We start from the raw sequence: 24921 nt of genomic DNA, 5'->3' as shown, positions 1-24921 counted from the left end.
GCCGGGAGCCGAACGCCACTCTGTGACCGAAGCCACAAGCATCAGGGTCACGCATTGGAGAATGGTTCGAGAACCGAAGGACGCAAACAACTGTCCGGCGGAGGGAAGAGATTTAGCCGATCGGCGAGAACGCCGGTCAAATAACAACAGAACCCAAGGAAAAGCCCGCAAATGCTGGTGTTTTACCCCTTGTGTTCTTTCATTGGAGACAATCCATGACGAATATCAATGGAAGAATCGCGCTGGTCACCGGTGCATCGAGCGGCATCGGCGCCGCTACCGCTTTGAAGCTGGCCGAGGCGGGCGCCACGGTCGGGATTGCTGCCCGCCGCACCGACAAGCTCGAAAGCCTAAGGCGCGAGATCGTTACGAAGGGCGGTGAGGCCCTGGTGATCGAAATGGACGTGGTCGATCCGGCCGCCGTCGAAGCCGGCGTCGCGCAACTGGTTGGGGCTTATGGTGCGATCGACATTCTCGTCAACAATGCCGGCCTGATGCCGCTCTCAGATGTTGATCAGTTCAAAGTCGATGAGTGGCACCGGATGGTTGATGTCAATGTGAAGGGCCTGCTGAACACCACGGCTGCCGTTCTGCCGGAGATGATGAAGCAGCATTCGGGCCATATTTTCAACATGTCGTCGATCGCCGTCCGCAAGGTCTTCAAGGGACTGTCGGTCTATTGCGCTACCAAGCACGCGGTGACCGCCTTCTCCGATGGTCTGCGTATGGAGGTCGGCCAGAAGCACAACATCCGGGTAACCTGCATACAGCCGGGTGCCGTCGCAACCGAGCTTTACGACCACATCACCGACCCCGGTTATATCAAGCAGATGGACGACCTTGCCAAGCAGATGACGTTCCTGCAGGGCGCGGACATCGGCGACACGATCGTCTTCGCGGCGCTGGCGCCTGCCCATGTGGACGTCGCGGAGCTCTTCGTCCTGCCGGTCGAACAGGGCTGGTGACCACACCCAACATCCTTATACTTCCCCGTAGGCCTGCGGGGAAGTAACGCACGCAGGAGCGCGCAATGAAAGAGCTTTCCGCTTCACAAACCTATCGCCTGCTCGAACCCGGCCCGATCGTTCTCGTGACGACGAGTCTCGAAGGCAGGCCCAATGTGATGACGATGGGCTTTCACATGATGATCCAGCATGAGCCGCCTCTGCTGGGTTGCGTCATCGGTCCTTGGGATCATAGCTACCAGGCGCTGAAGAAGACCGGCGAATGCGTGATTGCGATTCCAGCTGTCGATCTTGCCGAAACCGTGGTGGACATCGGTAACTGCTCCGGTGATACCGTGGACAAGTTCGAGCGGTTCGGCTTGAGGACGCGTCCGGCAGAGGATGTAGCCGCGCCATTGCCGGTTGACTGCCTTGCCAATATCGAATGCCGTGTTGCCGATGCGAGCCTCGTCGACCGATACAATCTGTTCGTCCTCGAGGCGAAGCAAATCTGGATCGACGAGACGCGCGGGGAAGGACGGACCCTGCATCATCGTGGCGACGCAGCTTCACCGTAGACGGCGGCACGCTCGACCTTCGAGGGCGCATGGTGAAGTGGCGGCACTTGCCATAGGAAGCGGCGCCGCCACGTCCGCAAGAACACACCCCAAAAATTCAAACTCATTGGATGGAGACAGTCATGTCCGCCTATCTCGTTGTCGACCTCGACATTCGCGACCCTGAAGCCATCGCCGATTATCGTTCGAAGGCTCTGCCCTTGGTGGCAAAAGCGGGCGGTCGCCTCATTGCTCTCGATGATGCCCCGTTCCAACCCGAAAACTGGCAAGCGACCAATATGCTGATCATTGAGTTCCCTGAAATGGATGCCATTCGCGGTCTCTTTGCATCGCCCGAATATGCGCCGCTCGCACATCAACGGCAGGCCGCGGCAGGTTCGCGGATCATTGCCCTACGCGGCGTGTAGCTCTTATCGATGGTTAAGGTCCCCTTCACGGCAGACACGCTGCCGGCAGGGTTTACGCAGGCGGATCTTCTGCACGCACTGATGGGTGGGTGCGGGACCTGACGGTTGCAACGAGCCTTATCATCTGGTGTTGATACAGTATAATGTATAACCTAGTCTTATGATACGCTTCTATATATCATCATTGCGCAGCTCTGCAGAATTCCTTATATATTATCCTGTATATATAGTGTCATCTGATGCAGGATAATGATATGTCATATAAGACCGAGCACATTACCCAGCAGATACGCGCAGCGCGCGAGGACGTGAAAATGAGCCAGCGCGAGTTAAGCGCGCGCTCGGGTCTGACGCAAAGCCATATTTCCCAGATAGAACGGGGCACCATGGAGCCGGGGCTTTCCAGCCTCGTAGACGTAGCGCGGGCGCTCGACCTCGAGATCGTCCTTGCCCCGAAAAAACTGATGCCGGCAATCCGCAACATCCTCGAGAGTGCATCGGCCACAAGCAATACGCTGACATTGGACCAGCGCAAGCTGGTGGGACGTCTTGATCGGTGGTTAGTACAAGTCAGGGATAGGTTCGCCATCGCCTCGGAAGCAGATACATTCAGGGATAGCCTAGCGCTCCTGCGACATTTACCCCTGTCGGCCGACGAGTTGAACAGGCTGAAAGACGCGATCGAACGTCTCGATCGCTGGCAGGCCGATCCACCCACCCGCAAGGAACTAAGCGAGTTCGCGCACGCCGTGAGGCAGCTGCGTAACTCGGCAGTGCACCGCGACCGCGATGACGCGGTTCCCCGTTCGGCTTATGCGCTGGAAGAGGAGGACGACAATGCCTAAGGTCATGGTGCTTGATGTCAGGCTCTACGGCAAACCGGTAGCGACCCTGACAAACCTGCTGGACGGGCGTACGATCTTCGCATTCAACGATGCTTATATCGAAGACGAGAAGCGGCCGACGCTCAGCCTTTCATTGAAAGACCCGTTCGGCGGCCTGATCACCAAGTTCCGGCCGTACAACATGGTTGTCCCGCCCTTCTTCTCGAACCTGCTGCCGGAAGGGCCGCTGCGCCGATATCTCGCTGATCGCGCCGGCGTCAAACCGACTCGGGAGTTCTTCCTGCTCTGGATGTTGGGGCGCGACCTGCCTGGTGCTGTGACGGTGCATCCCTCCGAAGGGGATGACGCACGTCCGGATGACGAGCAGGCCGAAATCGAAGCACGGCCGAATGCGCTGCGCTTTTCGCTGGCCGGTGTGCAGCTGAAATTTTCGGCCTTCAAGAACGACAATAAGGGCGGCGGTCTGACCATTCCGGCCGAGGGCACGGGTGGCTCATGGATCGTGAAATTGCCCTCGCAGCAATATAGCGGCGTGCCCGAGAACGAGTTCGCGATGATGACCATTGCCCGCATGATGGGCATGGACGTGCCCGAGATCCAGCTGGTCGCCCTCGATGCCGTGAGCGGCCTGCCGCAGGGGGTGGGTGAGCTGCACGGGCAGGCGCTGGCGATCAAGCGCTTTGACCGCACGCCGGAGGGTCCGGTGCATATCGAGGATTTCGCGCAAGTCTTCGGCGTGTTTCCCGACCATAAATACGACAAGGGCAATTACCGGATGATCGGTCGTGTTTTGGGGATCGAGACGGGCACGGCCGACGTGGCCGAGTTCATCCGCCGCCTGGTCTTCAGCACACTGATTGGCAATGGCGACATGCACCTGAAGAACTGGTCGCTCATCTATCCCGACCGTCGCACGCCAGCACTGTCACCGGCCTATGATCTGCTATCGACAATTCCTTATATGGAGGGAGAAGATACCGCGGCGCTGAACTTCTCCCGCACGAAGAAAATGGCGGCACTGTCGAAGGACGAGCTGGCGCATCTGGCCGCCAAGGCGGAGCTTTCCGAGAAGTTGGTTCTCGACACGGCACGTGAGACGGTTGAGCGTTTCAGGGCTGTTTGGGAGGCCGAGAGGAACAACCTACCTATGGCTGCGAAAGTCACAGAAGCGATCGAAGCGCATGCGCCGACGGTCGAGTTGTACCGGGAGTTGGCGTAGAATAGCGAGCACAATTAAACGGACCCCGGTGCAACAGCCTTGAGCCCAAGTTGCGGGCAAGGGCACCTTTGTTTTCGTAACTTCCGTGAAATTCTAAGGTGCTTGCAACAAGGTCCATGCCACCAAGCAGATTTCTTCTACATCCGCCATTTCAAATCAATAGCTTAGCGTGATCGCCGGAAGGTCTTCGGTTCATATCCTTTCAAGGCGAGATAGTGTGTCTGCTCTCGGGCCGTGAGGTCACATTCGAATGCTTTGGTTTTCGTGCCTCCGCCATCGCAAGACAATCAGCGTCGTAAAAAACGGGTGAGGGAGACAAAGTTCCACTTAGGCCCCTAGCCGCGTCTCTGCGTAGTTATCGTGTAGTCGTCGTTTGCGTGGCCGATCTCATGCTTGGCAGCTCGAACCAAGAAGCCTGATCGGGTCAACCCTTGGGCTTCGGCGAACGCATCGATTGCCTTTAGGACGTCTTCTGGCAGAGTGATGTTTACGCGAACCGCTCTTTTGGCTTCCGTCTTGACGCCAACTAGAATTGCAACGCCGTCTTGGTTCTCCGCGTCTGCCATCACCGCCTCCAGTGTGGAGGGTTCGGGAATTGCTTCGCCGTCTTCGGCTAGACCTTCGATGTGTAGGGCTAAGGCTTCTTCGGCCATAGCTCGCGCATCGTCGAGGTCAGTTCCAGCAGTGATCAGGCCAGGAAAATCGGGAAAGGACACACCGTAATCACTGCCGGCGTCCTTATGGATCAATCCGATATAATTGCGCATGTTCGTTACCTCAGTTTAAGTCCGGCTTGTTTCTCGATGCTCTTCAGTGTTCCGATCGGGATGTCCCTTTTCGGGTGTGGAACAGTGACGCGCCCGGGTTTCTCGGGGTGCTTAAACTGAACATGGCTGCCCTTGGTGGCGACCTCGTACCAGCCATCCTTTTGCAAGGCCACAATGATATCACTGCTCTTCATCTCCATGATCATACACACGAATGTGTATGATGACAAGCGCAACGTAGTGTGACTCCGGATCCTTCAGTGAGTGAAGGTGAGGTTCTCGCCACCAATGCGCGACGGACACTTGCCGGTGCGAGCTGTTTTCGCTTTAGAACGGCATTTGTTGACTACGTCCATATACTCTCCGGCGTAAGAATATCGAACGGGACGATGCGCTGTTCGATGGAGGACGTGTCCCGGCGCTCGATCAGTCTGAGCATGACGTCGATAAGCTCCCCCGGCATTTTGTCGAGAGGATGGCACAACGATGCTGTGATCAGGCCTTCGCTTAGCCCTTTGCGGGTTTCAGGTCCGACGTCGCTGCAGACAATTCGAATCTTGCCCTGCCGTTCTGGCGGGAGCTCACGCATGGCTCGCAGCACGCCTGATATGCCGCCGCCATTGACGAAAATGCCCTTGGTCTCAGGTTCCTGCGCAATCAAACTCCGTACGATCTCGTATGCGTTTTCAGGGACTTCGTGTGTAAGAAGCGTGTCGCTAATCTGAAAAGCTGGCGCGTTCTCCCGCATATAAGACCGAAAACTGGCATCAGCGATGTCCTGGCACTGGTAGCGGTTGCTACCAACCAGAGGGAAGACCTTTCCGGGCTCATCGGCCATCTGGCTGATAAACCAGGCGGCTGTTCTTCCTCTTTTCCAGTTATCTGTGCCGACAAACCCCGCGCGGCTAGCGGCGGACAAATCTGTCACATAGGCAACCACGGGAACACCCCTGCCACGCAACTCGTCAATTGCTTGGCTCACGAGGGGGTGGTCCGCGGTGATGACAGCCAACGCATCTGCAGTCTGGCCAATCTGCAGCAGGCTCGCAGAGACTGCTTCCGGAGATAGATCGTCTTCAAATAGGACCTCCGGTTCGATGACGGTGTCGGTTCTTCTGTGAGCCGCCGCTCTAAGTCCCTCTGCCCACAATTGATAAAGCGGTCTGTGCGACTGCTGCATGAGAAAACTGAAGCGGCGGCGGGGCAAGTTATCGTGTTTGCGCTGATGCAACGCACCTAAACCGTAAAATCCAATCTTGTCTGCGGCATGTAGGATCCGGTCGACCGTATCAGCCCGCACGGCACCTGTTCCGTGCAGAAGCCTGTTGACCGTGGACAGGCTGACCCCGGCGGTGTTCGCCAGGTCGGATATGGTGGGTCTATTCATCAACGTCCTCCGATGTGCCATCCGTGAATGAAACGTTTTGGAACATAATATGCTTCCGCACGCCAAGACAATTTCATTTTGGCATTTCGCGCGCTACATATCAACACGCATCCAGTCCTTGCGGACGATGGAAACGGGAGGAGAAGTTATGAAGGGAATGAAGCGTCTCTGCGCAGCGATGCTTGCGACCACTGTGGTTGCGTTCACTGTGTCTTCGGCGATGGCCGCCAATATTGCCGTCGTTGGCGGCAAGAACGACGATGCGTTCTGGAATCTGATTAAGAAGGGCATTGATGATGCCCGGCCAGTCGTCGAGGCAAACGGAGGCAAGGTCAACTACCTGCGCCTTCAGACCTATGACAACTTCGCTCCGGACGTCGTCCAGCTCATTCAGACGGCAATCAGCCAAAAGGTCGATGGCCTGGTCATCCCGAACTGGGTTCCTGAAGGCGAAGACCCTGCGATCAAGGCAGCGGTCGCGGCCGGTATCAAAGTCATCCTGATGAACGCGGGTGGGATTGACAAAGCCAAGGAACTCGGCGCCATCAACTATGTCGGATCGGATGAATATCTCGCAGGCGTCGCAGGTGGCGAATATTTCTTCAAGAATGGCAAGAAGAATGTCATCTGTGTGAACACGGTACCGGGAGCTGCCAATCTGGAGGCGCGCTGCAAGGGCGTCATCGAGGGCATCGCCAAGAGCGGAGGTGCCGGGAAGCAGCTTCCGTTGCCTGCAACCAGTTTCGGTGACGCAACCGCCGTCGCCGAAGCGATCAAGGCGACGCTGCTTCAAGACGCCAAGATCGATGGCGTCATTACGATCTCGGCTGGTGACGCGGACTCAGCTGCCATCGGTATTCAGCAAGCTGGTAAGACCGAAGCCGCTCTTCTTGGAACATTTGACCTCAACCAGTCAGGCCTTGATCGCATCAAGGGCGGAACGCAAGGTTTCGCGATCGACCAGCAGCCCTATCTGCAGTCGCTGCTGGCTGTAACTCTCTTGGCTTCGGCAATTGATTTCGGAACGGCACTTCCGACGTCACCGCTGCTGACCGGTCCGAGCATCGTTGATAAGTCCAACATCGACGCAACCTTGACGGGCGTCTCGAAGGGCGCGCGCTGACCGCAAATCAATGTCTCACGTCGATCCCCGACATATTGTCGGCGGATCGGCGGGTGCATTCGCAGCACGAACGCTGATCTCTGTCAGCTCTTTCAGAATGCGGCCAATACTGGGAGTGAATTACGTGAAAAACCTGTCCTTGGGTGATCTTATTCGACGCCCCGAATCCGGCGCCTTTCTCGGCCTCGCCTTCGTGCTCGTCTTCTTCGTCGTGTTCGGAAGTGTCGAATTCCTGAAGCCAGCCGGCGCGGCAAGCTGGCTGAACGTCGCCGCCAACCTGGGGATCGTCGCGATCCCTGTCGGGTTGCTCATGATTTCTGGTGAGCTCGACATCTCCATCGGAGCCATGATCCCGGCGGGCGCTTTGACGGTGGCGATCATCTCGGGTCACTACGGCATGCCGATCTGGTTGGGCATTTTCGGCGCATTGGGTCTCGGTTTGGTGATCGGGCTGATCAACGGCTTTCTCGTCATCCGCACTGCTGTGCCATCGCTCATCGTAACCCTTGGCACTCTGTTTGCCGTGCAGGGTCTTATCCTCGGATGCTCGGTGTTGCTGACGGGAACGACCAGCGTCGCGCTCAGCCCTGCTGCGTCCGGTGTGATAGCCAAGTCTCTCTTCGGATCTTTCGTAGGCGGCAGCTTTCAAGTGACGATTTTCTGGTGGCTGGCGCTGACGGCAGCTTACATTTTCTACGTTCACTTCTCGCCTTTCGGAAACTGGATCTTTGCCCTAGGGGGCGATGGCGCCAGCGCACGGAATGCGGGTATTCCGACAGACAAACTCACGGTCATGCTTTTCGTACTTTCTTCGGTGAGCGCGGCCTTTGTCGGCATGTGCCAGGCCATTTTGTTCAATGTTGCGCAGGTTTCTGCAGGCATGACCTTTATCTTCAACTCGATCATCGCGGTGGTGGTCGGCGGGGTTCTGCTGACGGGCGGCTTCGGTTCGATCGTCGGGATTTTTCTCGGCACGGTCACCTTCGCGATCGTCAACCAGGGCATCTACTTCACGACTTTCGACCGGAATTGGTCGAGCTTGATCATCGGCGTCATGCTGCTCCTGGCCGTGTTGATGAACAACACGTTCCGCATCATGGCACTGACCTATTCGCCGAAGAAGAAATGAGGCAGGTCATGAACACCCCAATTCTGGAACTCCGGAACGTCAACAAGTCTTTTGGCCCGATTGACGTTCTCCATGACATCTCCCTGAAGGTTCACGCAGGCGAAGTTCTGTGCCTGCTGGGTGACAACGGCGCCGGTAAATCGACCCTTATCAAGACACTTGCCGGCGTCTATCAACCGAGCAGCGGCGAGCTATTGATGGATGGCCAGCCGGTGAGCTTTCCGGGGCCACGAGAGGCGCAAAAGGCTGGAATTTCCACCGTTCATCAATTCGGAGGGACGTTTCCTCTGATGAGCATCGGTCGTTCCTTCTTCGTCGGCGCGGAACCGACAAAGGGATTTTGGCCTTTCAAGATCTATGACCGCAAGCGGGCCAACGAGATCGCCGTTAAGGCCATCCAGCAATTCGGAATCACTCGCATCGATGACGGAGACCGGCTTATTGGCGGGCTGTCCGGTGGCGAACGGCAGTCTCTGGCAATTGCCCGCGCCGTCCACTTCGGCGCGCGGGTGTTGATCCTCGATGAACCGACTGCGGCGCTCGGCGTCAAGCAGGCGTCCCACGTCCTGCGCATCGTCCTTGAAGCAAAAAAGCGTGGCATCGCGGTCGTCTTCATCACGCACCAGGTGACGCACGCGATGGCCGTCGGTGACCACTTTGCTGTGCTCATCCGTGGAGCGGTCGCGGCCAACTTCCGAAAGGGAGAAAAGACCCGCGAGGAAATCACCGACCTCATGGCAGGCGGCGAGGCGCTCGCGAACCTGGGCGCTGAAGTCGAAAGCTACATGGCCGCACATGAGGGTCATCCCCCACCGGTGACGGCCAACTGAACGAACAGGGAGGAAGACTCATGAAAATTGCACTTGACCCTTTCATGCATCGACATCTGTCGCTGGAGGCCTTGCCGGCGAAAGTTCGCGAGCTTGGTTACGAGTGGATTGAGCTATCGCCACGCGCTGATTTCCTCGAGTGGTTCAAGGCACCTCGCGTGTTTCCGGAGCGGATCAAGTCCTTCAAAAAGGCGCTCGCCGCTGAGAATGTGAAGATTGCCTCGTTGCTGCCGATGTATCGCTGGGCCTCCAACGATGAGAGCGAGCGGCAGGCCGCCGTCAAACACTGGAAGCGCGCCATCGAGATCGCGGTCGAAATGGAAGTCGATACCATGAATTCCGAATTCGGCCGCGGCCCGCATCCCGACAAGGGGTCCTGCTACTGCTGCCATACCGGCTCGATGATCGAGGCCTGCGAAGACGCCTGGTGGCGTTCCATGGAAGAGCTGGTGCCGATCTTTGAACGCGAGAACATCAACTTACACGTCGAGCCACATCCCGAAGACTGGTGCGAAACCTTGCAGCCGGCCCTCGACATCATCCGAACGGTCAATTCGAAGAACGTCAAGTTCCTCTATTGCGCGCCGCACACCTTCTACTTCGGCGACGATACCAAGGCGATGTTGCGCGAGGCGAAGGATGTGCTCGCCCATGTTCATGTGGGCGACACCTTCAATCACAAGGCAAGCTCAGGTCTTCGCTATATCCTCAATCCACCCGGCACCCAGGCACGCGTCCACCAGCACCTCAACATCGGCCAGGGCGAGGTGCCGTGGGACGACTTCTTCGGCACGCTCGCCGAGATCGGCTTCGACGGTATCATGACCTCCTGTGTGTTTGCCTGGGAAGACAAGGCGGATCAGTCCGGACGCTTCATGTGCAACGAGATGCAAAGCTACGTTGAGAAATATCGGAAGGCGTAGCCCGAGATAAAAAGTCGGCCCCCTCATTCCTTCGATAGCGGGGCCTCAGCCAAGCAGCAACGCGTGAAAGCGTGGACAATCTGACGAGAACCTTGCAGCGGCGCCCGATCCCAACCGCCGGACGGCGAAGCTGTGCCTACTGAAACCGGCAGAGGGCCGGAGGAGATATGAAATGATCAATGGTGAAAAGAAAACAGAACGGCCGTTGCGTTGGGGTATGGTCGGCGGCGGCCGCACCGGGCAGGTGGGTTACAAACACCGCACCGGCGCATTGCGTGACGGCACCTATCGACTGGTGGCCGGCGCATTTGATCTCGATGCTGCTCGGGGCCGTGATTTTGGCGTCAACCTCGGCGTCGACGCGCAGCGCTGCTACGCTGACTACAAGGAACTGATCGCCAAAGAGACGGCGCGCGAAGATGGCGTCCAGGTCGTCTCGATCGCGACGCCAAACTTCACCCACTTCGAAATCACCAAGGCGTGCCTCGAAGCTGGCATCCACGTCATTTGCGAAAAGCCGCTGTTCTTCACAGTCGCCGAATGCGAGGAAATCGAGAAGCTGGCAAACGAGAAAGGTCTCATCGTCGGCGTCACCTACGGTTTCACTGGCCATCCGCTCGTGCATCAGATGGCGGCAATGGTAGCCAAGGGCATGCTCGGCGACATCCGCATCGTTGACCTTCAATATACCCACGGCTTCAACGCCGGTGACGACGTCGGTGCGCCGGAAGCCGTGAAGTGGCGCACCAATCCCAAGACGGCCGGTCCGACCTTCGTTCTCGGCGACATCGGAACGCATCTCTATTATCTCTCGGAAATCGTGCTGCCGCATCTCAAGATCGAAAAGCTTCTTTGCGACCGCAAGGCCTTCATTCCAAGCCGCGCACCGCTGGAAGATCATGCGACTGTGCTGATGCATTACGACAACGGCGCCCGCGGCCGTCTCTGGGTGTCCTCCGTCAATGCCGGCAACATGGGCTCGCAACGCTACCGGTTCGTTGGTTCCAAGGCATCTGTCGAATGGTCGGATAGTCATCCGGATCAGTTGTTCTTCGACGTTCAAGGGGAGCCGAACCGCATCCTGCACCACGGTATGCCGTATCTCGAGGAAGAAAGCCTTGCCGTCGACCGGATGGGTGCGCTTCACACCGAAGGCCTCGGCGACAGCTGGTCGAACATCTATCTCTGGATCGCTCAGGCCATCGACGCCAAGAGCCGAGGCGATGACGCTTTCCTGAAGACCCATCACTATCCGGGCATCAAGGCCGGCACCGAAGGCGTGCGTTGGCTGGAGAACTGCGTCCGCTCGGCGGATGCGGGCGCTGCCTGGATCGACTTCAAGTAGGCCCGCCCTTCGGGGCGCGTTCCTCCACACCTCCCAAGCGCGCGCCCCATTTTTCTCGAACACTGGAAAGACAATCTGATGAAACTCTCCATTTGCACCGACGTAATGGGAAATCTCTCCTTCACGGAGATGCTCGACAAGTGCGTGAAGCTCGGCGTGGAAGGTATCGAGATGACTGGCGGCGGCTGGTCCAGCGCTCCGCACTTTCGCGCCGACGAGCTGCTTGAAGACAAGGGTCTTCTTAGGACGAAGCTCAAGGAGATCGAGGCGCGCGGACTGGAGATCGCCGCATTAAACTGCTCCGCAAACCCACTCGATCCGGGCGCAATGGGCAAGCGTCATCGCAAGGAGATGGAACAGACGATCCGGCTCGCCGGCGAAATCGGCGTGAAGACCATCGTCACCATGTCCGGCCTTCCGGAAGCTGCTCCAGGTGACAGCGTTCCCAATTGGCTCGTCTATACCAAGAGCTGGCCCGATGAAATGCCGGAACGCGACCGCTACCAGTGGGAAGACCGTGCCTTTCCGCTGTGGCACGATCTGGTCAAGCTCGCCAAGGAAGTCGGCGTCGAGAGATATGCGCTGGAAAACTTCTCGGCGATGCTTGTCTGGAACCCCGAGACGCTGTTCCGTCTGCGCAACGAGGTCGGCCCGACTGTCGGCATGAACCTCGACCCCAGCCATCTCTTCTGGAAGGGTGCCGACCCGATTGCCTCTGCCCGCGCGCTTGGCAGCGCCATTCATCATTGCCACGGCAAGGATACCCGTATCGAGCGCGGGCTTGCAGACGTCAACGGTCTCCTTGAACTCAAGGACGTGACCGACGTCGCCAACCGCACCTGGAATTATGTCGCCGTTGGCGCCGGACACGATCTGCAATGGTGGAAGGAGTTCTTCTCCGTCGTCCGCATGGTCGGTTACAACGGATGGGTCAGCCTTGAAATGGAAGACTTCACCATGTCGACGGACGCCGGCATCCAGTCGTCTATCGACGCACTTCAGGCGACGATCAGCCGATGACTAAGCCGTACAAGTTCATCGTTACGATTGAGCTTGTTCCGGGGACGCGGGACGAAATCCTCGCCCGCGCCCCGGAGGTGCAGTTAGCGGCGAGGGCCGACAACGGCTGTCTTTCGTTTGACTGCTTTATCTGCACCGACGATCCGAACCGGCTGGTCTTTATCGAGTCCTGGACAGATGAGCCGGCCTATGCGGCACATCTGCTACGAGGCCACACGCAACGCTTCCTCGAGTTTTACGAACCATTCCACCGGTCATTTAGCTTCGAGACAATTACGGCAAATACCTGATGCGCAATCCTATCACCATAACAACTGCGCCCTGCTGCTGGGGTGTCGACGACATAAACAATCCGCATCTCCCTGGCTGGGAAAAGGTGCTCGACGAGGCGCAGGCGGCTGGTTTCGGCGGATTGGAACTCGGACCCTATGGCTATCTGCCGCTGGATCTCAGCCAGGTTTCCAAAGCGCTCGACCAACGCGGTCTTAAGATTGTCGCCGGTACGATCTTCGACAACCTCGTTTCCCCATCGAACCGCGACAGCCTTTTGCGCCAGACCGACGAAATCTGCGCGCTGATCACCCAGTTGCCTCAGCCTGAAACGCACCTCGGCCAGCGCTATAGCGCGCCTTACCTTACGGTGATGGATTGGGGCCATGACGAGCGCGACTATGCAGCCGGCCATTCTGATCGTGCACCTCGTCTCGATGAAGGCGCGTGGCAAGGCATGATCGACAATATCCGCGCCATCGCTGCGCTCGCGCGCGACAAATATGGCGTGCGCGCAACCATCCATCCTCATGCGGGCGGATATATCGAATTTGCCGACGAGCTAAAGCGTGTCGTCGACGACATCCCGGCCGATCTCGCAGGGCTGTGCCTAGATACGGGCCACATGGCGTATTCCGGCATGGATCCTGTTGCCACGCTTCGGCAATACTGGGACCACGTCGACTATATCCATTTCAAGGATATCGACGCCACGGTCTATGCTGAGGTCATGGAAGAGCGCATCCGCTTTTTCGATGCCTGCGCCAAGGGCGTCATGTGCCCGATCGGTCGCGGGTCGATCGACTATCAGTCCGTCCGCTCGCTTCTGAGCGAACTCGGCTACGGAGGCTACATCACCATCGAACAAGAGCGGGATCCGCGCAACACAGGCAGCATCCTCGATGACCTGGCCGCCAGCCGGGCCTTCCTGGCGCGCGCCGGATTCTGAGTAGGGGAGGTCAGAAATGAAACCACTCGACGTCATCACCATCGGCCGATCATCAGTCGATCTCTACGGTCTACAAGTGGGTGGCCGACTGGAAGATATGGGCTCGTTTAACAAGTACATCGGCGGTTCGCCCACGAACATCGCCTGCGGGGCAGCGAGGCTTGGACTGAAATCCGGATTGATCACGCGTGTCGGCGACGAGCATATGGGCCGCTTCATCCGGGAACAATTGCTGCGCGAAGGGGTGGACGTTGGTGGCGTGGTCACCGATCCGGAGCGTCTGACCGCTCTCGTTCTGCTCGGCATTCGCGACGAGGATACATTCCCTCTGATCTTCTACCGCGAAAACTGCGCCGACATGGCGCTTTGCGAGGCCGACATCCAGCAGGATTACATCGCCTCGGCCCGCGCCGTCGTCGTAACAGGCACGCATCTGTCGAATCCTCGCACCGAGGCTGCTGTTCTCAAAGCGCTTGGCTTCGCACGCGACAGCGGCGCCAAGACCGCACTCGACATAGACTATCGGCCCAACCTCTGGGGCGTCGCCCGTCACGGTGACGGTGAAAGCCGTTTTGTCGCCAGCCAGGAGGTTACCGAGAAACTACAGTCGACGTTGCATTTCTTCGATCTGATCGTCGGTACCGAAGATGAATTCCATATCGCCGGCGGGACCACCGACACTGTTGCGGCCTTGAGAGCGGTCCGGGCCGTGTCGTCTGCCACCCTCGTCTTGAAGCGCGGCGCCAAGGGGGCAGTCGCGTTTGAGGGCGACATCCCGGATAATCCGGATGATGGCATCTCAGGTGAAGGTTTCCCGATCGAAGTTTTCAATGTGCTCGGCGCGGGCGATGGGTTTTTCTCCGGTCTGCTGAAGGGATGGCTTGATGGCGAGCGCTGGTCGACCTCTCTCAAATACGCCAATGCTTGCGGCGCCTTTGCTGTTTCCCGCCACGGCTGCACGCCCGCCTATCCGTCATTGGCGGAGCTGGAATTTTTCCTGGAACGAGGCGTCAAACGGCCGGACCTTCGCAATGATACAGCCGTCGAGCAAATCCATTGGGCGACCAACCGTCATCGCAATCACGGCGAAGACTGGCAGGACTATCGGATCTTCGCCTTCGACCATCGGATCCAACTCGAGCAGATGCCAGGCTATACATTGGAAAGAGGTGGCGCGTTCAAAGAACTCTGCCTCAAGGCGGCAGTTCAAGTTCAGGCCGGCCGGCCCGGCTATGGCATTCTTTGCGACAACCGTATCGGCAAGAAGGCCCTGCACGCAGCCTCGGGAAGTGGCCTTTGGATAGGACGACCTTGCGAATGGCCAGGGTCACGACCGCTGACTTTGGAACCAGAACTTGGGAGCGACTACGGCGGATTAAGCGAGTGGGCACGTGGCAACGTCGTGAAGGTGCTGTGCTTCTGCCACCCCGATGACGATGCCCAGATGCGCGCCGACCATGAGGCAACCGTCAAACGACTGTTCGAGGCGTCGCGGCGCAACAATCTGGAGTTTCTGCTGGAAATCATTCCGTCAAAGGTCGGCCCGGTTAACGAAGAGACTACCGCCATCCTCATCCGGCAGTTCTATGACATCGGCGTCTTCCCCGACTGGTGGAAGCTGGAGCCGATGACAACATCCACGGCATGGTCAAACACGATAGCGGCCATTGAAAAGCACGATCGATACACCCGCGGAATTGTCGTGCTTGGTCTCGATGCTCCTGAGGCGGAACTTGCAGCCAGCTTTGAGGTTGCGGCGAGTTTCGACCTGGTCCGCGGATTTGCCGTCGGACGGACCATCTTCGGCGATGTCGCTCGCGCCTGGATGAGAGACGAAATCGAAGACGCGGCCGCTATCGACGAGATGGCGAAGCGCTATGGGCGCCTGGCGTCGATCTGGGACAAGGCGCGGGCAGCCGCGCGGGAGAAGGCAGCATGACAACCACAATCAGGCTCACGGCAGCACAAGCCCTTGTAAGGTGGCTTTCGGTGCAGATGACAGAAGACGGCGAGCGCTTCATCGAAGGCGTATGGGCAATCTTCGGCCACGGAAACGTGGCGGGCTTAGGCGAAGCATTGCATGGCATTGCGGATGCCTTGCCGACATGGCGTGGCCAGAATGAGCAGACCATGGCGCATGCTGCCATCGCTTATGCCAAGACGAAGCGCAGGAAACGCGCCCATGCCGTAACCTCGTCCATCGGACCAGGGGCCACCAACCTGGTCACGGCGGCAGCGCTTGCACACGTCAATCGCCTTCCGGTGCTGTTCATTCCCGGAGATGTCTTTGCCAATCGCCGGCCGGACCCCGTCCTTCAGCAGATTGAGGATTTTGACGACGGCACGATCAGTGCCAACGATGCCTTCAAGCCGGTTGTCAGATATTTCGATCGCATCGCGAGACCGGAGCATCTCCTGACAGCTCTTCCACGGGCGCTGTCGGTCATGACCGATCCCGCCAATTGCGGGCCTGTCTGCCTTGCGTTCTGCCAGGATGTACAGGCGGATGCCTTCGACTATCCGGCAAGCTTCTTCGAGCCGAAGGTCTGGCGTATCCGCCGTCCCGAGCCCGATCCGCGCGAGCTGGAAGAGGTCGCGGCCTTGATCCGTGCCGCCAAGCACCCGGTCATCATCTCCGGCGGTGGCGTGCTTTACTCGGATGCAGAAGACACGCTGGCGGCCTTCTCGAGAGAACACAATATTCCCTTTGTCGAAACGCAGGCAGGGAAGGGCGGCAACGCCTGGACCGATGAGTTCAACTTCGGATCTCCGGGGGTTACCGGCTCCGAATGCGCCAACCGTCTATGCGCGGATGCGGACCTCGTGATCGGTGTCGGAACGCGGTTTCAGGATTTTACCACCGGATCCTGGGCGCTGTTCAAGAACAACGGTCGGAAGCTGATCTCGATCAACCTTCACGGTTACGACGCGACGAAGCACAGTGCGGTGCCCGTCGTTGGGGACGCGCGCGTGACGCTGGAGAAGCTGTCTGCCCTTCTTGCAGATCACAAGGCCCCGGAATTTGACGCAGCCTCGCGAGCAAGCTGGCACGCGGCTGTGAAAAACGTCACGGCGGCGCCTGGTTCCGGATTGGCGAACCACCTCCCGACCGATGCGCAGGTCATCGGAGCGGTGCAACGGATCTCCACTGACCAAACCGTGGTCATGTGTGCTGCCGGCACCATGCCTGGTGCATTGCAGGTCCTCTGGCAGTCCGCCAAGGGCGGCTACCATATGGAATATGGCTATTCCTGCATGGGCTACGAGGTGGCTGGTGCCATGGGTATCAAGCTGGCTGTTCCCGAGAAAGAGGTTATCTGCTTCGTTGGCGACGGTTCCTACATGATGGCGAATTCGGAGCTGGCCACGGCAGTCATGCGTCGGGTCCCGTTCACGGTCGTCCTGACCGACAATCGTGGCTACGGCTGCATCAATCGCCTGCAGATCGAGTGTGGCGGCGCTGAATTCAACAACATGTACAAGGACAGTAATATCGAGGAGATGCCCGAGCTCGACTTCGTCGGTCATGCCCGCTCCATGGGTGCGCATGCTGAAAAGGCAGCCGACATTGCGGACCTCGAGAAGAAGATCGTTGAAGCGCGTTCTCGCACCAAACCGACCGTCATCGTGATCGATACAGATGCTGTTCCGGGCACCGGCGCAGGTGGCCACTGGTGGGACGTTGCGGTGCCCCAAACCGGTGGCCCTGAACGGCTAGAGCGCGCGCGCGAGCACTATCACCAGAATGCGCGTGACCAGCGGACTTTCAACTGAGGAGCCCGTAATGGCAGATCTTCTGCGCAAGCCATTTGGCAACCACGGAAAAGTTCATGAGGTCACGCCGCAGTCAGCAGGTTGGCGCTACGTCGGCTTCTCGCTCTACCGCTTGAGGCCGGGCGAGGTGGCCAGGGAAACGACTGGAGATCGCGAGGTTATCCTCGTGATGGTCGAAGGGAAAGCCGAGTTCCAGGCGGCAGGGGTAGACTGGGGCGTACTTGGGGATCGCATGACCGTTTTCGAAAAGACACCGCCCCATTGCCTCTATGTACCAAATGGCCACGACTGGAAGGCGGTGGCTGAGACCGATTGCATCATCGCCGTATGTTCAGCACCGGGGCAGGGCGACCACGCCGCGCGCCGGATCGGGCCGGACGGTATTTCGCTGACCGCGCGCGGCAAGGGCGCGAACACCCGCTACATCAACAACATCGCCATGGAAAACGAGGACTATTGCGACAGCCTCCTCGTGACGGAGGTCTTCACGCCTGCCGGGCATTGGTCTTCCTATCCCAGCCATCGCCACGACGAGGACGACTTTCCGCGGATCACCTATCTCGAGGAAACCTATTATCATCGCCTCAACCCTGCCTCCGGCTTCGGAATCCAGCGGGTCTACACCGACGATAGACGGCTCGACGAAACGATGGCGGTCATGGACGGGGACGTCGTCCTCGTTCCGCGCGGCCATCATCCGTGTGGCGCCCCTTACGGCTTCGAAGCGTATTATCTCAACGTCATGGCCGGGCCGCTGCGCAAATGGCGCTTCATTCCCGCGCCTGAAGTCGAGTGGATCATGGAGCGCGATGAAAAATGATCAAAAGAGCGCTTAATCAGAAAGCAGCCCATACCTTTCTTATGAAGCGTTCCTTTGTGGGTGTCGAGCCTCGAAACGATCTTGGCCGAGGCCTGTTCGATGGTATTTCTCCTCGTGAAGCAGGCGCTATTACCCGGAAGCGAGGTTTGGCGGTTCGGTATCCACTCCGTCTGAAAACGTCGAACGGAAAGGCGAGCTTCATCCAAAGCGACTTCTTGCAACAGAGCCGTCTCGGCTACGCCTCAATTGTCGTTTGAGCTTGCCCCTCACGCGACCGCCCGATTACACCCGCTTCGGGTGTCATTTCGCCCCGTACCGGAACCGGTCCCTATAAGCGCGATCCGCTCTCTGCGTCGAAGAGGTGAATTGCCTCCCGGTCGAAAGAAAGCGTCAGCGGCTGGCCATTCTCCAAAGCCGTGCGTGGCGGCAGGCAGGCCATGATCCGTTGCGCGCCGGCAAAAGCGGTGACGACGAGCTCGGGGCCAGTCAATTCGGCAACCTCGCACGTCACCGGAACTGTGAGGCCGGACGAGCCAAGTCGAAATGCTTCCGGCCGTATACCTATGATCAGCTTTTGTCCGTCCTTGGGTCGGGTTTCAAGTCCCTCCGGCAGCGGCAGCACGACATCGCTCCCGTCGATCTGAAGTTCACTGCCCCGAGCCGTAACGTTCAAGAGGTTCATTGGCGGCGCACCGACAAAGGTGGCGACATAGAGGGTTGCCGGCCGGTCGTAAATCTCCGATGGAGCGCCAAGCTGTTCGATCCGCCCGTCTCGCATGACGGCGATGCGGGTGGCGAGCGTCATGGCTTCGATCTGGTCATGGGTGACATAGACGACCGTGGTCTTTAGCATCTGATGCAGGCGCTTGAGTTCTGTGCGCATCTCCATGCGCAATTTTGCATCGAGATTGGAAAGCGGTTCGTCGAAGAGGAAGACCTCCGGCTTTCGCACCAGCGCGCGACCGATCGCAACGCGCTGGCGCTGGCCGCCCGACAGTTGGCTCGGTTTGCGCTCGAGTAGGTTTTCGATTTGCAGCAGTTTGGCCGCATCGCGCACTGCCCGGTCCCGCTGGGCAGTCGGAACCTTGCGCATCTCCAGGCCAAAACCGATATTGCGGTGAACGGTCAGGTTTGGATAGAGCGCATAGGACTGGAAGACCATGGCGATGTCGCGGTCCTTTGGATGCACGCCAAGGACGGAGCTCCCGCCGATGCGCACGTCGCCGCTGCTGGCTTCGGCCAAGCCTGCGATGATATTGAGCAGGGTCGACTTGCCGCAGCCGGAGGAGCCGAGCAGCACGAGAAACTCGCCGCTGTCGAGCGCAATGTCGATGCCCTTCAAGGTTTCGACATCGCCGTATGTTTTGCGGATGTTGACAATTTCAAGCGCACTCATTGAGCGGTGTCCTCGGAGGCGGATGGTCCGCCGTAATTGCGGGGAAGGGTGGAAATGGCCCGTGAGGCGACTGCTGTTCCAACCGCAAGGCAGTCAGCAATAGACTTTTCCTGTGCCAGGGCCGCCAGAAAGCCGGCGTTGAAAACGTCGCCGGCGCCGATCGTGTCGACGACCGTGACCGCCGGGGCCGGGGCCTGGACGGTTTTCCCGTCACCGCCGATCGCGAGGGCTCCATCCGGGCCTCGTTTGACAACGACGATCGCACCATCCGGCATGTGCGATCGGATCTCTGCTGCTGCTTCGGCCGCGTCGTCGAGGCCGGCGAGCGTGGTGGACTCCACTTCGTTGAGAAGGGCGATTGCGCAGCGCGACAGCCAACGTCGCGTCGCATCGCAGTTTCTATCCGTCCAGCCGTCGAGCGGCCAGCCGGTGTCGAGCGCGACCGCAATGTCGTGCTGGTCCGCCCAGTCGAAGAACGCATCATAGTCGCGTGTGAGATCGTCCGTCAGGAACGAGCCGCAGAGCAACACGTAGCCGCCCGACAGCTGCGCGCCATCGAGAACTGCAAGCACATCGGCCAGGCTGAAGCGCGGCAGGTGGCCACGGGTCGTGAAGAACGTGCGCTCCCCATCAGGATGGGTGATGCCGACGGACAGTGTCGTCTGCTCCGGGCGCACGGGCCACTTCGCGGCACGCTCGCCAAAAGCCTCGCTCAGCCACCGGCCGAACTGATCGTTGCCGACATTGGCTGCAATCTCGAACTCGACGCCGAGGCCGTTCCAGGCAAGGGCGCTGTTGCCGGCCGCTCCGCCGACGCGTAGTTCGTCATGATCGACGATGATCTCGGTACCGGCCTTCGGCCAGGGTGCTGCCGGACCGAGGATGAGGTCAACATTGACATTTCCGATAACAGCAAGCGGACGCATCATTCGCTCCGGGTGATCTTGGTGGAGCGCACCGGTGTACCGGCGTTCTCGACCCGCGCATCAGCAAACGCAATCATGAAGCGCTGTGCCACCGGCAGCATTGCGAAGATCGCCGCCAGACCCGCGGCCGCCTTGAAGCCGATGGTAACCGCACCTGCGACAGGCTCTTTGCCCGACGCATCGAAGATGATCACCGGAGCGCCGGTTTCGACTGCTGATACAGCCATGGCCGTGACCAAGCCGGCCGTGCTGTCCTGTCCTCGAAAAAGAACGACACCGATTGTCGAGCCGAGCATTTCCATCGGCCCGTGTCGCAACTGCCCGCCCTCCAGCGAAAAGCAGGGGCGGCGGGATAGTTCGGTCAGGCCAAGCGCCAGCGCTTCCGCCAGGCCCTGTAGCCGCCTGCCGGACGTGACGACGGTCGCAACGCCATCCAGCGCGGCAAGCGCGGCATCGATGTCTGGCGTTTCGGGAAAGGTGAGAGCGGCAAGCGCGGTCGCAGGATCCTCGCCAAGGGCCGCCAGCACGGCAAGATGCAGCGCAAAGGAGACAGTCAGGCTGCGGGTGGCAGCAAACGCCAGTTCCGTGCCGCCAGCACCGATGAGGGAGGGTGCAGTTCGCGCCAGAAATGATCCCGCCTCCAGCGTCAGTCCGAACGTGTCGGAGCCGCCACCGGTCTCATCGAACCAGCGCACCACTTCGGCGCTTTCGCCGGATTGCGACGTCATGAGGACGGTTCGCCCCTCGAGCGAAAGCGGCTGCCCCAATTGCTCGGAAAGAGGCAGTGCGATCGCATCGATGCCGAGGGCGCGATAAAGCGGCTCGACGGCACGACCGACAGCATGAGATCCGCCCATGCCGAGAAGGAGGAGGCTGCCGTTCTTCTTCAGCGATGCGGCGATGGTTTGAGCAGTCTGCGTCGCGCCAGCATAGGACGCCAGGGCGTCGGCATGCTGGCGCGCCATTTCGTGATCGATTGCGATCAGGCCGGCCGGTCGTTTCGTTCCCATGGTGCTTGTCATCCCTTGACGCCGCCGCTGGTCAGCCCGGAAATCAGGGCTCGTTGCATGACAAGACCAACCAGCACCGGGGGCAGGGCGGCAAGCACGCCGGCGGTTGCGATCAGTCCGTAATCGGAGACACGGCCACCGGCGAGGTCGGCAATGGCAACCGTGAGCGTCTTGGCGCGCTGGTCGGAAGTGAAGAGCAGCGCATAGAAGAACTCATCCCAGCCGAGCAGGAAGGCAAACAGCGCCGAGGTTGCGACGACCGGCATGGCGAGCGGCAGGGTGATGATCTTCCAAGTCTGGAGCAGACCCGCGCCGTCGATCATGGCTGCCGCTTCGATTTCCTTCGGGATGGAGTCAAAGCCGGACTTCATGAGCCATGTCGTGAAGGGGGCAAGGATCGTCAGATAGACGAGAGCGAGGCCGAAAACGTTGTTCAGCATGCCGAGATGGGCCAAGCCCATGTAGAGCGGCACGGCAAGGGCCACCGGCGGCAGCATATACGTGGCAATGACCATTGAAAGCGACCAGCCGACGGAAGGCGTCCGCGACACTGCCCAGCCGGCCGGAATGGCCAGCGCGATGGCTGCAATCGTTGCCATGCCTGCAACCTCGATGCTGTTTCTGAGCGACGAGGTGAAGGCCGCGCCAGCGCTGTTTTCGATGGTCGACAACAGGACGCCGTAACGCGAAAAATCAGCCGACTGCGGCCACCAGCGCAGCGGCTTGGCGGCAAGGTCGGCAGCCGGCGAGATGCTCATGATGAACAGCCACAGGATTGGTGCGAGAATGACGGCGGCAAGCAGCAACGCGCAAGCATAAATGAAGACCAAAAAGATCGGGCTCTTGCGTTCCATCAGCCGGCACTCCCTGCGGTCTTGCGCACCAGCGCGGCATAGGCGACGGCAAGCAGCGTCACCAGCAGCGTAACGATCAGTGCCAGCGAGGCGCCGGAGCCAGCGCGCTGGAAGGAGAACGCTTCCTGATAGACCAGGATCGACAACGTCCTCGTGCTGTTGGCGGGACCGCCACGGGTCATCACCCAGATGATGTCGAAGACCTTGAAGGCCTCGATGGTGCGCAGGACGAGCGCCACCATCAACGGGCCGGCGAGATAAGGCAGGATCACGAAGCGAAAACGGGCGAAGGGGCCGGCGCCGTCGACCAGCGAGGCTGCGGTGACGTCACGCGGCACTGCCTGCAAGGCAGCAAGCGCAATGAGCGCTACCAACGGGAAGTTCTTCCAGCAATCGGCAACGATCAGGGCGGCAAGCGCCGTGCCCGGTTCGCCGAGCCACGAGCGATAGGCGTCTATCAGGCCGATTTGCGTCAGCGCTGCGTTGAGCGCGCCGTATTCCGGATTGTAGATCAGCCGCCAGAGCGTCGCGTTCACGACCGTTGGCAGCGCCCAGGGGAGGATCATCAGCGCGCGCAACAGCGCGCGGCCGCGGAAATCCTGATTGAGGAGAAGGGCTGCAAGAACGCCGATTACCATTTCCGCGGCGACCGAAATGACCGCGAACCAAGCGGTCGTGATCAGGCTCCGCTGAAAATTCGAGCCGGAAACCATCTTCACGTAGTTGTCGATGCCGACGAAGCTGCCGGCGGTGCCGACGAGCTTTGCGTCGGTGAAAGACAGTCCTACGGTGTCGACGAGCGGCCATCCGATGACGGCGATCATCACGACAAGCAGCGGCAGCATCAAAAGCCATGCGCGCGTTGTCATCCAGGTGCCGGACATGAGGCGCCCTCTCAGTTCATCGGATTGTCAAAGTGGAGCCAGGCGGCACCAGGCCGCCTGGACGCTTATATCGCTTAGAGACCGCTGTTTTCTGCAGCCGACTTCAGGGCGTCTTCCGGCGAGGACTGGCCGAGCAGGGCTTCCTGGATCGCCTGCTGCAGGGCCGTCGAAAGTTCCTGATACTTCGGGGTCGTCGGGCGCGGATACATGGCGGCGAGACCGATCTTGGCTGCAGCAATCAGTTCCTCCTGGCCCTTGGTCACGGCCGGGTCCTCATAGGAGGAGGCCCAAATCGGCAGGCTGAGCTTGGCGTACTGGTTCTGCGTCGCCTGCGAGGTCATGAAGGCGATGTACTTCCAAGCCTCATCCGGATGCTTGCTGGCGGTCGTGACGCCAAGACCCATCGAGCCGTTAACGGCCGACGCCTCGCTCTTGCCTGCCACGCCCGGAGCCGGGACGACGCCGACCTTGCCCGCGACCTTACTGTCCTTCGGATCGTTCGCCATGTTGTACATGTAGGTCCAGTTCAGCGCAAAAGCGGCATCGCCGTTCTGGAAGACCTTACGCACATCCTCTTCCAGGAATTCCTTGGAGTTCGGGTTGGTCAGGCCAGATTTGTAGCTGGACACCATGTAGTTCAGCGCGTCGAGACCGCCGCCATTTTGGAAGTCCGGTTTGCCGTCCTTCAAGAAGTCGCCCTTGTAGGCGCTGACGAGCGTGGTGTAGTCGCAGATCGCGGCTTCGGCCTGCGACCAGCTCCAGGCGATCGGCGTTGCGAGAAGGCCCTTGTCCTTGATCGTCTTTGCCTGTTCGGTCAGCTCGTCCCAGGTCTTCGGCGGGGCCTTGATGCCTGCCTTTTCGAGGATTTCCTTGTTATAGAACAGATACTTGGTATCTAGGATCCACGGCATGCCGTAATACTTGCCGTCGTACTGAACCGTCGTCCATGCGCCAGGCAGAACGCCCTTCTTCATGTCGTCGGTGATACGCGAGGAGACGTCGACCAGCACCTTGTTGGTCGCGTATTCAGCCGGCCAGATGACGTCGAAGAGGACGACGTCATAACCGCCGCCAGAACCTTGGGCGAGGACCGTCTTGTCGTGCAGGCCCTCGTAGGGAACGAATTCGAGATTGACCTTGACGTCCGGGTTTGCCTTTGAGAAGCCATCCGTCATGGCACGGACATCGGCTTCGCTATAGGCCGCCTGAGCCATGAACAACGCATTGATCGTCGTTTCGGCAAAGGCGTGTGGCGCAAAAGATGCACCAATCAGTGCCGCTCCGAGCAGCGTCTTGTTTAAGGATTTCAACATTCCAGCCTCCAGTTTTTTGACATTCACCCAATTCCTGAGGGCGGCGGTCGTCGCCATCAGCTGTCGAAAAGGCGCTGGTGAGCCAGCTGCCAGATTCAGAGCGTCGTCAGAGCCGTTTTCTGGCTCTTTGCGTTCCCTGGAACTCTTTGGTTCCTTATTAAGTCAATTGTCTTGACTTATTACTTCTTCAATATTCTACTGCTGTCAA

24 protein-coding genes and 1 pseudogene are annotated in these 24921 nt (G+C 59.3%); 16 read left to right on the top strand and 9 right to left on the bottom strand.

The genetic code is table 11. The features are described from left to right. Window positions 1–215: 215 nt before the first annotated feature. The 5 genes and pseudogenes from K9B32_RS18220 (at window position 216) to K9B32_RS18200 (ending at window position 3993) form a co-directional block, all read left to right on the top strand. Window positions 216–965 (top strand): SDR family oxidoreductase, encoded by a 750-nt coding sequence (locus K9B32_RS18220; RefSeq protein ID WP_224564701.1) that lies wholly within the window; start codon window positions 216–218, stop codon window positions 963–965. A 65-nt stretch (window positions 966–1030) separates the two neighbouring features. Further along, window positions 1031–1578: pseudogene (locus K9B32_RS18215) on the top strand (flavin reductase family protein). A 66-nt stretch (window positions 1579–1644) separates the two neighbouring features. Further along, window positions 1645–1929, top strand: a complete 285-nt coding sequence (locus K9B32_RS18210) for a DUF1330 domain-containing protein (RefSeq protein WP_224564690.1) — start codon at window positions 1645–1647, stop codon at window positions 1927–1929. Window positions 1930–2183: 254 nt separating this feature from the next. Then, the gene (locus K9B32_RS18205; RefSeq protein ID WP_224564688.1) at window positions 2184–2774 is read left to right on the top strand and encodes a helix-turn-helix domain-containing protein; all 591 of its coding nucleotides are present in this window, start codon (window positions 2184–2186) and stop codon (window positions 2772–2774) included. Then, window positions 2767–3993, top strand: a complete 1227-nt coding sequence (locus tag K9B32_RS18200) for a type II toxin-antitoxin system HipA family toxin (RefSeq protein WP_224564686.1) — start codon at window positions 2767–2769, stop codon at window positions 3991–3993. Before K9B32_RS18205 ends, K9B32_RS18200 begins: the two co-directional genes overlap by 8 nt. A 335-nt stretch (window positions 3994–4328) precedes the next feature. Here the strand turns inward: K9B32_RS18200 and K9B32_RS18195 are convergent, their stop codons facing one another. The 3 genes from K9B32_RS18195 to K9B32_RS18185 form a co-directional block, all read right to left on the bottom strand. Continuing rightward, on the bottom strand, window positions 4329–4760 hold the full coding sequence (locus tag K9B32_RS18195) for a type II toxin-antitoxin system HicB family antitoxin (protein ID WP_224564684.1): 432 nt from the start codon (window positions 4758–4760) through the stop codon (window positions 4329–4331). A gap of 5 nt (window positions 4761–4765) precedes the next feature. Further along, window positions 4766–4954 (bottom strand): type II toxin-antitoxin system HicA family toxin, encoded by a 189-nt coding sequence (locus K9B32_RS18190; RefSeq protein WP_224564682.1) that lies wholly within the window; start codon window positions 4952–4954, stop codon window positions 4766–4768. 152 nt (window positions 4955–5106) lie between these two features. Further along, complete coding sequence (locus K9B32_RS18185) at window positions 5107–6147, bottom strand: LacI family DNA-binding transcriptional regulator (RefSeq protein ID WP_224564679.1); 1041 nt, start codon at window positions 6145–6147, stop codon at window positions 5107–5109. 157 nt (window positions 6148–6304) lie between these two features. Here K9B32_RS18185 and K9B32_RS18180 point away from each other — a divergent pair, with 157 nt between their 5' ends. The 11 genes from K9B32_RS18180 to iolB all read left to right on the top strand — a co-directional run bounded on the left by K9B32_RS18180 (window position 6305) and on the right by iolB (window position 18330). Further along, entirely contained in the window at window positions 6305–7270 is a 966-nt protein-coding gene (locus K9B32_RS18180; protein ID WP_411969718.1) for a substrate-binding domain-containing protein, read from the top strand. Window positions 7271–7394: 124 nt separating this feature from the next. Continuing rightward, window positions 7395–8399: an ABC transporter permease gene (locus tag K9B32_RS18175; protein WP_224564673.1), complete on the top strand. Its 1005-nt coding sequence runs from the start codon at window positions 7395–7397 to the stop codon at window positions 8397–8399. Window positions 8400–8407: 8 nt separating this feature from the next. Beyond that, a complete protein-coding gene (locus K9B32_RS18170) occupies window positions 8408–9229 on the top strand; it encodes an ATP-binding cassette domain-containing protein (RefSeq protein WP_007795717.1) in 822 nt (273 codons plus the stop codon). Window positions 9230–9249: 20 nt separating this feature from the next. After that, a complete protein-coding gene (locus K9B32_RS18165; RefSeq protein ID WP_224564669.1) occupies window positions 9250–10152 on the top strand; it encodes a sugar phosphate isomerase/epimerase family protein in 903 nt (300 codons plus the stop codon). A gap of 172 nt (window positions 10153–10324) precedes the next feature. Continuing rightward, entirely contained in the window at window positions 10325–11497 is a 1173-nt protein-coding gene (locus K9B32_RS18160; RefSeq protein ID WP_224564666.1) for a Gfo/Idh/MocA family protein, read from the top strand. A 78-nt stretch (window positions 11498–11575) separates the two neighbouring features. Next, window positions 11576–12517, top strand: coding sequence for a sugar phosphate isomerase/epimerase family protein (locus K9B32_RS18155; RefSeq protein ID WP_224564663.1), 942 nt, complete (start codon window positions 11576–11578; stop codon window positions 12515–12517). After that, window positions 12514–12807: a putative quinol monooxygenase gene (locus K9B32_RS18150; protein ID WP_224564660.1), complete on the top strand. Its 294-nt coding sequence runs from the start codon at window positions 12514–12516 to the stop codon at window positions 12805–12807. Before K9B32_RS18155 ends, K9B32_RS18150 begins: the two co-directional genes overlap by 4 nt. Continuing rightward, complete coding sequence (locus K9B32_RS18145) at window positions 12807–13736, top strand: sugar phosphate isomerase/epimerase family protein (protein ID WP_224564657.1); 930 nt, start codon at window positions 12807–12809, stop codon at window positions 13734–13736. Before K9B32_RS18150 ends, K9B32_RS18145 begins: the two co-directional genes overlap by 1 nt. Before the next feature lie 16 nt (window positions 13737–13752). Beyond that, window positions 13753–15675: a bifunctional 5-dehydro-2-deoxygluconokinase/5-dehydro-2-deoxyphosphogluconate aldolase gene (locus tag K9B32_RS18140; RefSeq protein ID WP_224564654.1), complete on the top strand. Its 1923-nt coding sequence runs from the start codon at window positions 13753–13755 to the stop codon at window positions 15673–15675. Beyond that, the gene (iolD, locus tag K9B32_RS18135) at window positions 15672–17510 is read left to right on the top strand and encodes a 3D-(3,5/4)-trihydroxycyclohexane-1,2-dione acylhydrolase (decyclizing) (protein ID WP_224564652.1); all 1839 of its coding nucleotides are present in this window, start codon (window positions 15672–15674) and stop codon (window positions 17508–17510) included. Before K9B32_RS18140 ends, iolD begins: the two co-directional genes overlap by 4 nt. A gap of 10 nt (window positions 17511–17520) precedes the next feature. Further along, window positions 17521–18330 carry a 5-deoxy-glucuronate isomerase gene (gene iolB, locus K9B32_RS18130; RefSeq protein ID WP_224564650.1) on the top strand — a complete coding sequence of 270 codons (810 nt, stop codon included), beginning with the start codon at window positions 17521–17523 and terminating at the stop codon, window positions 18328–18330. Between the two features lie 328 nt (window positions 18331–18658). Here the strand turns inward: iolB and K9B32_RS18125 are convergent, their stop codons facing one another. From K9B32_RS18125 to K9B32_RS18100, 6 genes are all read right to left on the bottom strand, one after another. Continuing rightward, window positions 18659–19726 carry an ABC transporter ATP-binding protein gene (locus K9B32_RS18125; RefSeq protein WP_224564648.1) on the bottom strand — a complete coding sequence of 356 codons (1068 nt, stop codon included), beginning with the start codon at window positions 19724–19726 and terminating at the stop codon, window positions 18659–18661. Continuing rightward, window positions 19723–20652: a PfkB family carbohydrate kinase gene (locus K9B32_RS18120; protein WP_224564646.1), complete on the bottom strand. Its 930-nt coding sequence runs from the start codon at window positions 20650–20652 to the stop codon at window positions 19723–19725. Before K9B32_RS18120 ends, K9B32_RS18125 begins: the two co-directional genes overlap by 4 nt. Beyond that, the gene (locus K9B32_RS18115; RefSeq protein ID WP_224564644.1) at window positions 20652–21662 is read right to left on the bottom strand and encodes an SIS domain-containing protein; all 1011 of its coding nucleotides are present in this window, start codon (window positions 21660–21662) and stop codon (window positions 20652–20654) included. The genes K9B32_RS18120 and K9B32_RS18115 overlap by 1 nt, the downstream gene beginning before the upstream one ends. An 8-nt stretch (window positions 21663–21670) precedes the next feature. Continuing rightward, window positions 21671–22516 carry a carbohydrate ABC transporter permease gene (locus tag K9B32_RS18110; RefSeq protein ID WP_224564642.1) on the bottom strand — a complete coding sequence of 282 codons (846 nt, stop codon included), beginning with the start codon at window positions 22514–22516 and terminating at the stop codon, window positions 21671–21673. After that, window positions 22516–23400 (bottom strand): carbohydrate ABC transporter permease, encoded by an 885-nt coding sequence (locus K9B32_RS18105; RefSeq protein ID WP_224564640.1) that lies wholly within the window; start codon window positions 23398–23400, stop codon window positions 22516–22518. The genes K9B32_RS18110 and K9B32_RS18105 overlap by 1 nt, the downstream gene beginning before the upstream one ends. Window positions 23401–23474: 74 nt before the next feature. Beyond that, entirely contained in the window at window positions 23475–24713 is a 1239-nt protein-coding gene (locus tag K9B32_RS18100; RefSeq protein ID WP_224564638.1) for an extracellular solute-binding protein, read from the bottom strand. Window positions 24714–24921: the final 208 nt, after the last annotated feature.

Source organism: Rhizobium sp. 3T7 (assembly GCF_020166565.1).
Classification (GTDB): Bacteria; Pseudomonadota; Alphaproteobacteria; order Rhizobiales; family Rhizobiaceae; genus Rhizobium.
The sequence above is the reverse complement of the archived record's forward strand: the minus strand, read 5'-3'. Positions and strand labels throughout refer to the sequence as shown.